General features: G+C 40.5%; 10 protein-coding genes. 6 read left to right on the forward strand and 4 right to left on the reverse strand.

Annotated elements, in window-relative coordinates; translation table 11 throughout:
* The first annotated feature begins 236 nt into the window (after window positions 1-236).
* The 6 genes from IR083_RS11085 (at window position 237) to IR083_RS11110 (ending at window position 10481) form a co-directional block, all read left to right on the forward strand.
* Window positions 237-3029 carry a sensor histidine kinase gene (locus IR083_RS11085; RefSeq protein ID WP_194224382.1) on the forward strand — a complete coding sequence of 931 codons (2793 nt, stop codon included), beginning with the start codon at window positions 237-239 and terminating at the stop codon, window positions 3027-3029.
* 14 nt (window positions 3030-3043) lie between these two features.
* Window positions 3044-3817, forward strand: coding sequence for a LytR/AlgR family response regulator transcription factor (locus IR083_RS11090; RefSeq protein WP_006800107.1), 774 nt, complete (start codon window positions 3044-3046; stop codon window positions 3815-3817).
* A gap of 186 nt (window positions 3818-4003) precedes the next feature.
* Complete coding sequence (locus IR083_RS11095; protein WP_194224383.1) at window positions 4004-4984, forward strand: GSCFA domain-containing protein; 981 nt, start codon at window positions 4004-4006, stop codon at window positions 4982-4984.
* A 19-nt stretch (window positions 4985-5003) separates the two neighbouring features.
* Complete coding sequence (locus IR083_RS11100; protein WP_194224384.1) at window positions 5004-7475, forward strand: bifunctional UDP-N-acetylmuramoyl-tripeptide:D-alanyl-D-alanine ligase/alanine racemase; 2472 nt, start codon at window positions 5004-5006, stop codon at window positions 7473-7475.
* Window positions 7476-7701: 226 nt separating this feature from the next.
* A complete protein-coding gene (locus IR083_RS11105; RefSeq protein WP_006800110.1) occupies window positions 7702-8160 on the forward strand; it encodes a hypothetical protein in 459 nt (152 codons plus the stop codon).
* A gap of 107 nt (window positions 8161-8267) precedes the next feature.
* Window positions 8268-10481, forward strand: a complete 2214-nt coding sequence (locus IR083_RS11110; RefSeq protein WP_194224385.1) for a TonB-dependent receptor — start codon at window positions 8268-8270, stop codon at window positions 10479-10481.
* Window positions 10482-10532: 51 nt separating this feature from the next.
* Here IR083_RS11110 and IR083_RS11115 read toward each other — a convergent pair whose 3' ends face one another.
* The 4 genes from IR083_RS11115 to IR083_RS11130 all read right to left on the reverse strand — a co-directional run bounded on the left by IR083_RS11115 (window position 10533) and on the right by IR083_RS11130 (window position 13365).
* A complete protein-coding gene (locus tag IR083_RS11115) occupies window positions 10533-11225 on the reverse strand; it encodes a DNA alkylation repair protein (RefSeq protein WP_194224386.1) in 693 nt (230 codons plus the stop codon).
* 1 nt (window position 11226) lies between these two features.
* Window positions 11227-11526 carry a Dabb family protein gene (locus IR083_RS11120; RefSeq protein WP_194224387.1) on the reverse strand — a complete coding sequence of 100 codons (300 nt, stop codon included), beginning with the start codon at window positions 11524-11526 and terminating at the stop codon, window positions 11227-11229.
* 23 nt (window positions 11527-11549) lie between these two features.
* Window positions 11550-12002, reverse strand: coding sequence for a hypothetical protein (locus IR083_RS11125; protein WP_194224388.1), 453 nt, complete (start codon window positions 12000-12002; stop codon window positions 11550-11552).
* A 76-nt stretch (window positions 12003-12078) separates the two neighbouring features.
* On the reverse strand, window positions 12079-13365 hold the full coding sequence (locus IR083_RS11130) for an Nramp family divalent metal transporter (RefSeq protein ID WP_194224389.1): 1287 nt from the start codon (window positions 13363-13365) through the stop codon (window positions 12079-12081).
* Window positions 13366-13431: the final 66 nt, after the last annotated feature.

The following is a 13431-nucleotide window of genomic DNA, read 5'->3' on the forward strand; positions in this document are numbered from 1 at the left end:
CAGTTATCTCAAAGGTAACACATAAGCCGATTATGAAACTGACTTCAACAGCTTAGCACCAAAGATTGTGACCTGTGAGCACGTGTATGAAATTTTAATCTTCTTGGCTGTTCCCTTTTAATATATCCAATAACCATGCATTTATTACGATAAGTGCTCTCTCTTGTTTCGCCTGAAATAATGATTTAATAACTAAAAGTCCTATTTAGGGACTATAAACTATAATTTATTTACGTATGAAAACAAAACTATTGATTGTATTGCTGGTGTTAACCTCCATGTTTGCTCAAGCCAAAGAAGTGCGAACCTTCGACAAACTGAGGCAAGGCGACTCATTCACGCTTAAAGTAACTGTGTCAGATGGAGCGGTTGGACATAATTCGATATGGGATTTCGATCAAGCGCAAAAGTTAGAAGTACAGTTCGATGTACTTTCTGTGGATAAAGATTCTGTCAGATTTGGAATCAAACCTGCCAATTGGTTTGCACATTTCCAAGATAAGGATCAATATGATCCAAACCCATATAGCCTGTTTAAAGTATATAATTATTACGACTCTTATTTCTTTAGCCGTTATGCAAATGGTGAAAGCATATTCTATTTATTTAGAGATAATAATGTTATCCTTTCTGCAAGTATAAAGGATGGAAGAGTAAGTACAAACTTCCTCCCCATTCCCGAAGAAAGCGGAATATTCACACGTGACAGAAAAAGATGGTACAGCGATTTACTTCAGATAACAACAGGGGTAAAAATAATAGGAGGAGGTGGCATTCCGAAAGATTTGACATTAGACTTTGAGGCAGTCCTGAGAACTGCGGCTCAAGGCTTCTTTCACAATTGGATCGAAAAGAGCAGAAAAGGCAATCTGATGCCGTGGTTTGTCGATTTAAGAGACCCTGTCACTACCCAGAATACCCAAACTCCTACTTTTGTGCAAATAGTTTCGGCTTCGTTTGATCTTCAGCCGAATGTACGTCTGATATATACGTCCTCAAAAGATATACCCGAGGATCGTATCTTTATAACTAATAATGACGAAAGAATCAGGCCTAAAAAAAAGCCATCTGATGGTTCATATACCTTTGAATTCTTCCTGCCATCACCAAAAAGAATGGAAATTAATGGCATTTTACTGGACCTCACACCTGATGATTCAATAAAGATAGAATATAATACTGTAGAAAATGGCTATTTATTTACAGGCAGGGGCAGTGCCAATTCAGCCTATACTAATCAAATCGTAAAGTTTTATAAGGAGGAAAAAGAATTACAAAACTCTGGCGAACTCTGGAAAATTACACAGCAACAGATAGACGACTTCTTCGACAAAGGTAAAGCCAAACATCAGACCCTGCTGCAAACTTATGGCAAAGAAATGAATGCTTATTGGATAAGATCGGCAGAGCTATCATACAACTATTGGTATTTGTCCGAAAAAGTTAACATGCATAATGCCATAACGCAGCAGAATATTGGGGACTTAATGAAACCAATGCCTCTACAGTATCAAATAGACTGGACGAGTAAAGAATTTGGGTGTATATTTCCTGCTTCCGACTACTTATACCAGCCTTATACTTATGGAAAGTTTTTGGATAGCTATTATAGCTACAAAGCATGGCAGACAAATGATGATGTGCTTACCGGAATGAGGTATCTTCAAGAACATATTCCCAAATATTACTTTGCTGATGCCATATTCTGGGGATATCCGCGGTTCTATCTGACCTCTGAGACACTAAAATATCTGATGACAGGCTTTCATCTGGAGGATAGCCAAAGAGAATACGACGACTTCCTGAGAAAATGCGCTGAACCCGGATTACGTACAAGCATAACTTCTATGCATGAACAGGTGGAAAAAGTAGAACCCGGAGCGAATATTAAAGATCTCAATCTGGCAATTCAGAACTATATACCATTGAAAAATGCATCTGATAGTTATATCGTATTGCTTGTAGATGAAGGATTAACAGAATCCTTTAACCTTCAACTGAAGAATCCGTATAAAGAATCAGATAAGGAAAATGATTATCTCCGGGATAAAATAACGCCCTGCGTAATAACTTCCGAATCAAGGAAATCTCTTTTTGAAAAAAATAACAATGCGCAGGAGTATATTACTTTTGTATCCGATGATAAATTACGCGATTATTATGATAAAGTTATCACCCGAAAAGGATGTTATATCATAATGAGAAGTGATGGGACTATTCTGGATAGGGTACTGGGTAACTATAACGACTCAGGCATTCTTATCTTATCGGTAATAGAAGAAGATATTCAAAAACAAAAGAATCAGAGTACCGCTTCGGGCGGTATTCTGGTGCCTATTATTTTATCTTCACTTTTCTCTGTGATACTCACATTCTTCATAGTACGGCTGGTAATCCAACGGCGAGAGCGTACCAAAAGACATATTTCAGAGCTTGAACTGAAGGCTATCCGTGCTCAGATGAATCCACACTTTACTTTCAATGCTCTAGGTTCCATTCAGAATCTTATAAATCAGAAAAAGGATAAAGAAGCGAATGACTATTTGGTTAACTTTGCAAAACTGCTTCGTCTGGTATTATCAACATCGGAGAAGAGACTGATTACTCTGTCGGAAGAAATAGAGCAACTGGAATTATACCTTCGCCTCGAACAGTTGCGTGTACCTTTCAGGTATACTATTGATATAGATGAAAGTATCGACGTGGAGAACGAGGAAATACCCGGGATGTTGATTCAGCCGATTGTTGAAAATGCCGTAAAACACGGAGTTGTTCCCAAGGGAGGTGGACATATAAAGTTGACTTTTACAATGACCGGACAAGTGTTGTATGTAACCGTAACAGATACAGGCAATGGCTATGTTGTACCGGAAGACACCACAAAAACAGGATTTGGATTACAGGCAATCCGTGAACGGTTGAAGCTGTTAAACAAGGAGCTGAAACTCGAGATCGGTTTGCAAATAGAGAATATTGAAACAGATCGCAAAATCACCGGGTGCATGGTTACAATATCGATACCCGTTTAAAACTTAAGATATAAATGACAAATATTCCTATACGAGCAATTATTGTAGAAGACGAGCAAAATAATCGTGAAAACCTTCAGCAGCTTCTCTCTGAATACTGTCCTGCGGTTGAGATAGTTGCTTTATGTTCGTCGGCGCTTGAAGGCCGGCAGAATATCGTAGAATTAAAACCCGACCTGGTCTTTCTTGATGTGGAAATGCCGGGCGGTGATGGTTTCTCTATGCTGGAGAGTCTTTCCAAATTTGATTTCGAAGTGATTTTTGTGACTGCATTCACCAATTATGCAGTTAAAGCAATAAAAATATCGGCACTAGATTACATTGTAAAACCAATAGATACTATGGAGTTATTGAAAGCAGTGGATAAGGCTATAGAAACAATACACAGCAAACAAAATAACACACGAATGCTTAATCTACTGAATAACAGAAGTAAACAGGATAATAAGAAAACAATTGCCCTACCCCTGTCCAATAAAATTGAATTCGTAGAGATTATGAATATTATCCGGTGCGAATCGGATGGGAATTATACATTCTTCTATCTCAAGAGTGGCGAGAAATTATTGATATCAAAGACTCTTAAGGAATACGACGAATTACTCTCTCCTATAAATTTCCTTCGGGTACACCAGTCCCATCTGATAAATCTGAATGAAGTAAAAAGTTTTGTGAAAACCGACGGAGGGTATATATTGATGAAAGATGGGTCGAGTATCACGATATCCCGTCAGCGACGAGAGATGGTATTACGTGTTTTACATAAAAACGACTTCAAAGAACGCTAGGGTTTCGTTCGATTATATAACCGTTCGAAAAAAACATTCTAACCCAAAATATCCTGAGTTTAAAGCGGCACAAAATTTAATTTTAAATACAAACTAAAAATTTAAGATATAAAATATATCATTAGAATATACCCCTTTCTTATCTTCCTTTTTCTTATTTTTGTGCAACCATATCTTATCTAACAAATGGAATTCAGGACAAAAATAGAAATACCAAAATCAGACCTGACAGTTTCTCATAGAAGCAGCATATTAATGATTGGTTCCTGCTTTATTGAGAATATGGGAAGATTGCTTACCGATAATAAATTCAATGTAAATCTCAATCCGTTTGGCGTACTTTACAATCCTAAATCGATCAGTCAGGCTTTAAGGCTACTCATCGAAAAAAAGAAATTCACCGAAAACGATGTTTTCGAATACAAAGGGCTTTATCATAGCTTTTTCCATCATAGTATATTCTCTAATATAGATATAGATAAATGTATTGAAGGAATAAACACTAAAATCGAAAAATCTTCTGCTGATTTACGGCAGGCAGATATTCTGTTCATCACATTCGGTACGGCATATGTCTTCCGGTCGAAAAAAAGCAATATGGTCGTAGGCAATTGCCATAAACTGCCCGCATCGGATTTTGACAGATACCGGCTTTCTGTCGATGATATTGTGAATGATTGGAAATCCTTGATAGACGAACTAAGACTGATAAACCCGACTCTCCAAATCCTGTTTACTGTAAGTCCTATCCGCCACATGAAAGATGGCGCCCACGAAAATCAGCTTAGCAAATCGACATTGCTCCTCGCTATTGATAAATTAAGGGAGAAAGCAACCGGGTTGCACTACTTTCCCTCCTATGAAATTGTTCTAGATGAACTGCGTGACTACCGATTCTATAATGATGATATGACGCATCCGAATACAATTGCGATCAACTATATATGGGAACGATTTTCCGATACGTATTTTAGAGCCGAAACTCATCCGGTAATAGAAGAATGGAACAAGATATACCTTGCTCTCAATCATCGGCCTTTCAATGCTGAAACCGATGAGTATAAGCATTTTTTAAGGCAAACTTTGTTAAAGATTAAAGCCTTCAACGAGAAATATCCATACATTTGCTGTAGTGACGAAGCCTCTGAATTAGAGAGCCGTCTATAAAAAGAAAGAAGAGACTGACATGAAATATTCCATTCATAAAATAGCCAAAATACTTGATGCTATTGCATCCGACCTGAACGATGCAGACATAAGTATATTGCTTACCGATAGCCGTCAAGTGTTTTATCCGGCTGAAACATTATTCTTTGCCTTATCCACGAAGAATAACGATGGACATAAATATATCAACGAACTATATGAACTGGGAGTCCGTAACTTTGTTGTTTCGCAGATACTTCCCGATTGGGAGAATTATAACGATGCGAACTTCCTTGTAGTAACAAATACCCTGGCTGCATTGCAGCGTATCGCGGCATATCATCGCAATCAGTTCGATATTCCTGTTATTGGTATAACAGGCAGCAATGGAAAAACAGTAGTTAAAGAATGGTTATATCAGATACTTCATCAGGACTTTAATATAACCCACTCGCCCCGCAGTTACAATTCCCAGATAGGTGTGCCGCTGTCAGTGTGGCAAATGAATGATCATACGCAACTCGGCATCTTCGAAGCAGGGATCTCCCAACCGGAAGAGATGTCGAAGCTGGAGGCGATTATCCGTCCTACTATAGGCATTCTCACCAATATCGGACAGGCTCATCAGGAAGGCTTTAAATCCATGAAGCAGAAATGCCTGGAGAAACTGGAACTGTTTATCAATTGCGATGTCATCATTTGCGAAGAAGAAAATGAACTGATAGATGAATGTATGGAAATTGCGTGTCTGTCACATAAACGTCTGACATGGTCACGCAGGGGTTCAAGTAAGAGCCCGTTATACATAATGAAAATAGAGAAGCAGGAAAAATCTACGACTATTCATTATTCTGTTTTGGGTATGGCATCTAAGCTGGTGATTCCATTCTCTGACGATGCTTCTATCGAAGATGCGATCCATGTACTGGCTACAGCGTTCTATCTTCATATGTCGCTTCCTGACATAAATGAGCGTATGTCGACTCTCGAGCCTGTAGCTATGCGGCTCGATGTACGTCAGGGGAAGAATAATTCTACTCTCATCAATGACTCGTACAACTCAGATATCAACTCGTTGAATATAGCATTGGACTTTCTTGCACAGCGTGCTACCACCAGCGAACAGAAAAAGGTACTTATCATATCCGACATTCCACAATCGGGACTTATTCCGCGCGAGTTGTACTATCTGGCCGCCAATCTGGTGTTAAATAAGAAAATAGACCTTCTGATAGGTATAGGGCAGGAAATATCGGCTCACAAGGAGATGTTTAAAGATACCGAAAGCTTGTTCTTTAATACTACCGAAGACTTTATACACTCCAACATCTGGCACGATTTCCATGATATGTTCATCCTGTTGAAGGGGGCGAGAAGCTTCTCTTTCGAGAGTATAAATAAACTGCTGGAGGTAAAGACCCATGAGACCGTACTGGATGTGGACTTGGATGCTATTGTCCATAACTTTAAGTTTTACCGGTCTAAGCTGAATCCGAAAACAAAGATGATCTGTATGGTTAAGGCTGATGGATATGGTACAGGCTCGTCCGAGGTTGCTAAGACGCTCCAGTACCATAAATGCGATTATCTTGCTGTGGCTGTTGCCGAAGAAGGTGTAGTCTTGCGTAAACAAGGTATAAAAGTTCCTATTATAGTTCTCAATTCGGAAGTCGGAGGCTTTGAGGAACTCGCCACGTATTCTTTAGAGCCTGAGGTCTATAATTTCAGGATACTGGATGCTTTTATCAAAGAGGCTAAATTGCAGGGTATTACTAATTACCCGATACATATAAAGATAGATACGGGTATGCACCGCCTTGGATTTACAGAAGAGGATATACCTGAATTAATGGATCGCGTCAAAGGGCAGACCGGTGTACGCATACAATCCGTATTCTCCCATCTGGCTGCCAGCGAAAGTTGGAACTTTGATGATTTCACCCTCCAACAGATCAAGACATTTAAGAAGATAGCCGGAGAAATTGAAGAGAGCTGTCATTATCCGGTGATGAAGCATATTCTCAATTCAGCAGGAATAGAACGTTTCCCTGAAGAACAATTAGACATGGTGCGCCTGGGGATAAGCCTGTATGGTGTCAGTGCCAGTGGCTTAAACGGACTTCGCAATGTGTGTACGCTGAAAACCACTATATTGCAGATAAAGCACATCAAGGCCGGAGAAACCGTAGGCTATGGGCGCAAGGGACATTTCGACCACGATGCTACAATAGCCACTATCCGGATTGGTTACGCCGATGGTATCAGCCGGCAGTTTGGGAACGGTGTAGGGGTTGTCCTTGTCAACGGATATCAGGTCTCTATTGTAGGTAACATATGTATGGACCTGACAATGATAGATGTTACAGGCGTAGAAGTCAAAGAAGGCGATATTGTTACTATCTTCGGAGAAAATCTTCCGGTAACCGATTTGGCAAAAAAAATAAATACGATCCCTTATGAAATATTTACATCGATATCCAACAGGGTTAAGCATATATATTATAAAGAGTAATCAGCTTTTCTCTTGAAGGGCAGATTGGCGAAAAACTGACAAAGTAGAAAACTTTTGTATACTTTTTTATTTATCAATCTTTCAAAGAGCTATAAGCTAACAGCTAAAGGTTATCAGCTCTATTTACAGATAAATTTATTTAGAAGAAATACATCATAAGTACGTCTCTGCTAAAACTTCTTAAAAACTTATCTGTTATATAAAAATAATTACCTTTGTACTTGAAATGAAAAAGTTTGGTCAAACACTTATATTATTGATTGCCGCCGCAACTGTATTTTTTACAGGTGCAGGGGTGACAATTATAAACTACTGCTGTACTACTTGCAGTGGCCAGACTCTTTTTATGACCGAACAACATGTATGCTGCGCACAGGCTGGTCAAACTGAAGAAGCTTCAGGCTGCTGTTCTGTTAAAGATACAGCACATCACGATACATGTGAAACTTCGTTTAAAAGTGAGACGCACTGTTCGGCATCCCGCTTGTCTATAGATATAGATGCCTCATCATTCCGTCCTCAGGTGGCAACTCCTTTTGTGTGGATATCGGATGCTTCATTGGCTGTTACTTCGAATATTTTACCCGAAAAGGTAGAATATACCGATGAATATACTCAGTTTGAATCACCTCCCGAAAGTCCTCCGAGGGATTACCTGTCCCTTATCAGGGTACTTATCATTTGATTTCTCTACCTTAGTTATGTTATACAGGATATTCAGATAATCCTGTACTTAATGCTTTGTACTTACTACTAAGTGTTTATTAACTCATTACTAATAAAGAGAATCAAATGAAAACGATAAAACTATTTATAATATTACTACTTCTTCCCACACTGGCTTTCAGTAAAGACATATTGAAAGGATATATTTACGACGCTCAGAAGCAGCCTTTGATAGGCGCCAGCGTACATTGGGAAAATTCCAAAACGAGTGTGATCACTGACGAAAAAGGCTACTTTGAGATAAACGGTACGCCTCACAAGGATCATATGCTCGAAGTGAACTATATCGGCTTTAAAAATAAGGTCGTTCACATCCACGATTTTGCGGATATGCAGAATATAACACTGGATGAAGATAATGAATTGGGTGAGGTCATTATAGAAAAGACCCCTCCGGGAACGATTAAGTCCCGTACCAGCCTCTTGAATACCGAAAAGATAACAACCAAAGAACTGCATCGCGCCGCATGTTGTAATCTGTCCGAAAGTTTTGAAACCAACCCTTCGGTAGACGTATCGTTCAGTGATGCTGTGACAGGGGCAAAACAAATCCAGCTTTTAGGTTTGGCAGGAACATATGTGCAGACTCTAACTGAAAATTATCCGAACTTTCGCGGGCCGGCTTCTATTTATGGTTTGGACTATATTCCCGGCCCGTGGATGGAAAGCATACAAATATCCAAAGGAGCAGCATCGGTGAAAAACGGCTATGAATCTATCACCGGGCAAATGAATGTGGAATACAAGAAACCGAATAGCGCCGATCCCCTCAGTCTGAATCTGTTTGCGAGTGATGCAGGCCGGTATGAAGGAAATGCCGACGCAGCCTTTATATTGAATGATAAGCTGAATACAGGCCTATTCCTCCATTATTCGAATGAGTCGGCTTCACATGACGATAATGACGATAGCTTCCTGGATGCGCCGAAGAAGCATCAGTTCAATCTGATGAACCGCTGGCATTATATGTCGGGACGCTATGCTTCCCAATTTGGTGTCCGTTTTGTGCAGGATTACCGTACCAGCGGACAGACAATGCATACCTTGACTCCGTCATCCCTGAATAAGGATAACCCTTATGAAATAACGGTGAATGCAAACCGTGGAGAGTTCTATACAAAGAATTCTTATATTGTCGATGAAGAAAGAAATGGCAATGTGGCGCTGATATTCACAGGCTCATATCACGACCAGAAATCACAGTATGCAGCCAATAAATATAATGTGTACGGTAACAATCTGTATGCCTCATTGATGTATGAAACCGGGCTTGGAAAGGCGCATCAACTAAGTGCAGGACTCAGTATGAACTGGGATAAATACAACCAGTCCATATATCTGGCACAGCCGATTACCAACCAGCCGGATCAGGAAACAACAACAGGCGGTTATCTCCAGTACACATTCAACAAGGATGACAAGTTTATCGCGCTGGCAGGTCTGCGTACCGATTACAGCTCCCTGCACGACAAAATGTTTGTAACTCCACGCCTACATCTGAAATATATGCCTGTAGAATGGCTGAACATGAGAGCCTCGGCAGGCAAAGGCTACCGGACTGTATTTGTTATGCCGGAGAATAGTTTCTATCTGGCCAGCAGCAGGAAGATAGAGATAGCCGATAATCTGAAGCAGGAATCGGCATGGAACTACGGTACAAGCATATCTTTCCATATCCCGGTCAAAGGCGAAGAGCTTACTATCTCCGGAGAATGGTACCGTACCGACTTCGATAATCAGGTAGTAACAGACGTGGACAGCAACCCTCATGCAGTACAATTCTATAACCTGCAAGGAAAGTCATACGCCAATAGCTTCCAGATAGAGGCATCTTATCCTTTATTCAAAGGCTTCAATATACTGGGAGCTTACCGTTGGACGGACGCGAAGACTAATTATGGCGGCAAGCTGATGAAGAAGCCTCTTATCAGTGACTACAAGGCACTGGTTACAGCTTCATATGAAACTCCTTTACGAAAATGGGTATTCGATCTTACATCTCAATTCAATGGTGGCGGACGTATGCCTACTCCCGATGCAGCAAATCCGCTGTGGGATACCAGATTCGATTCGTTTACTATCCTGAATGCTCAGGTGACCAAGAACTTCCGAAACTGGAGTGTATATGTAGGTGCGGAAAATATAACTGACTTCAGGCAGAAGAATCCTATCATATCTTCCGAGAATCCATTCGGAGATGATTTTGACGCTACAATGGTCTGGGGCCCTACAATGGGACGTAAGTTCTACGCCGGCCTGAGATATACTATAGGGAAGTAAACGAGCCCCCTCCCGGCCTCCCCCTTGGGGAGGTGTCCGGTATAGAGTCTCTCATGAAGCCCCTCCTTCGGAGGGGTTGGGGAGGCTATAATACTCAAATTCGAAAGCCAGACTATTATATGCCTCCTGCTTCACCAGATTCTCATCATCCTTATATATAGATAACTTGTCCAGTATTATATCAGCTTCGATCTTCGATTGACGCCCTATGTGCTTCAATGCCAACGATGCAGCATTGCGAAGAAACATATTATCTGAAATAACATCATCCCATATAAAGGTACAATCACTTGCAGACTGTTTATCTGCTTTCTTTATTAGAAACAGGCGGGCCAGAAGCCAATAGCCTGTTGTGCGGATACTCTCGTCTTTGCTGTTACTCCATTCCAAAGCCAGTTTACCGGCAAAAGGAAGGATTTGTAACAGATTAAGGGATAGTTGCTCCCTTATCTCCTGATTCGGAATCTCTGTAACCCATTTATTGGCGACGACCTCTGTAAAGTCATCGGCAGGATAGAGGAGAGTCGCCAGTATTTTTAGTTCTCGGGTATCTTCTTTCCAGAGTATTTCAGCTAGCTCTGCATCAGGTTTGTAACGACCGGACAACTCTTTTATCTGCTGGATATTCAGTCCGAAATTCACTTTGTAAGATATGCCCCGCTGCCGCATACTGGTAGATGCGATACCGTTCATGGCTTTGCGACAACGCTGACGGATATCTCTTATTATTTCTTCCTGTTGCATTTTATCCCTCGTAATCTACCGCTTTTCTATCCATAACCGCTTCTCTGATAAACGGAAGCACTGCCTGATGCAAAGGATGATTCTGATAGGTATCCAGCGCGTCTTTGCTTGATAACTCGGAATAGAGTACTACATCGAAATTTCCTCCTCCCAGAAAATCAATGCCGACTTCTATTTTTAATAAGCCGTCGATTTTTCCGCTGAGGGCTTCCAGTTTTTCTTTTACGAGTCTGGCATTAGTCGCCTTGTCGTTTCCGTGAGCCTCGTCTTTGAGCTTCCACATTACAATATGTTTGATCATTATTGTTGAATTGTATTTTATTGTTATTTAATATAGTCTTCCGGCATCAGTTTTACTTCCGCAAAAAGCTTTCCGTCCATTGTATAATATGCATAATAGACAATCATTTTATTGTCTTTAAACATATCTATATCCTTTCCTGTTGTATTCTGCAAAGCATAGGTGAGCATAGGCTTTACATTTCTGGTAAATTCTTCTACAGAAACAGTCGGAGCCTGAGTAAAAGTATAAGAATATTTATATTCTCTTTTAGACATGGCCTCCGCTTTGTCCAATCTTATACCTCCCGGCATGGGCATCGGTGTTGTTTTATTGGTTTCTTCCGCCAGTTTTACGAACTTAGCATCAGGTGCATCGGCTTTATTTATTACTTTCTCAGTGTCGGAAGACGTTTCAGAATTAGTCTTCGGTCTGCAACTTGTCGATACTCCTGTTATCAGAGTAGAGCAAAGGATAAATAATATAATCTTTTTCATATGCTTCTATGTTATAAAATGGGATAGGATTACGGCCTTAAAGATAGGTATTTGGTAATAAAGTAACAATCTTATCCTATAATTTGATGTCTGTAAAAAAACTTGCGAGTAAAAGTATATTCAGGAATGTCACAATAGATGCTATACCGTAGAGCCATATCTTAGTCCGCAACGAATTCGCGTATTTACCCATTACCTTTTTCGATGACGTGAGCCGGACTTGCAGAAAGACTGTTACAGGTAACTGCATACTCAATATTGCCTGCGATATAATCAGCCCTTTGAAGGGGTCACCTATCATAAATATTATAAGTAAAGCCGTACCTAAGGAAATAAGTATTCCCATCCGGGAGTGTATATCCTTTATATTGTATGGTTCGTTGTACATCCCTGCAAAGATAGAACCTGCTGCAATACCCGATGTCATAGATGACGATATGCCGGCCAGCAACAGCGCGACAGCAAATATAACAACGGCATTGCTGCCCAATAGCGGTTGCAGAAGGGAATGTGCCTGCTGCAGGTCATCGACTATTATTCCCTGTTTGAAAAACGTAGATGCAGCCAATAATATCATGGCGCTGTTTATCGCCCAGCCGATAAGCATCGAGAAGAACGTATCGAAAAACTCGTATTTCAGTTGTTTTTCCATCACTTCTTCATCTTGCAGGTTCCATTGGCGGCTCTGTATAACTTCCGAGTGCAGGAACAGGTTGTGTGGCATCACTACCGCTCCGAGTACACTCATGATTATCAGCATACTGCCTTCCGGTACAGACGGTACCACCCATGCTTTCGCCGCTTCGCCCCATTCTATATCTACCAGGAACAGTTCGTATATAAAGGAAAGTCCAATCATGGAAACAAAGAAAATGATATAGCGTTCTATCTTCTTATAGGAATTGGAGAACATCATTATAAATACAAAGACCGCCACAAGTACAGCCCCTATTTTAACGGGTACATCAAACAGCATATTCAAGGCTATTGCCCCTCCCAGAATTTCAGCCAGTGATGTGGAAATGGATGCCCCTATCGCAGACCAGAGTACAATGCGCGACCCGGTCTTCGGCAAATATTTATTTGCGGCTTCCGACAAGCACAATCCTGTAACAATCCCCAGATGGGCAACATTATGCTGTAAAATAATCAACATTATTGTAGATAATGTAACCACCCACAACAAAGCGTAGCCGAACTCCGACCCTGCCGCAAAATTTGAGGCCCAGTTACCGGGATCGATAAAACCGACGGTAACCAGAAGTCCGGGTCCGATATATTTCAATACCTCAAGAAGTCCCGATTTTTGTTTGGGATTGATTGTATTATAGTCTTTTTTTATCTTCTTAAACAGGTTTTTCATTTTCTTTCCCCACCTATTATTTTTTTATTCCTTTTATTCTGTGTTTAAAAATCCTTTGTAAATATA

Source organism: Dysgonomonas sp. GY75 (genome assembly GCF_015234155.1).
GTDB classification, from domain to species: domain Bacteria; phylum Bacteroidota; class Bacteroidia; order Bacteroidales; family Dysgonomonadaceae; genus Dysgonomonas; species Dysgonomonas gadei.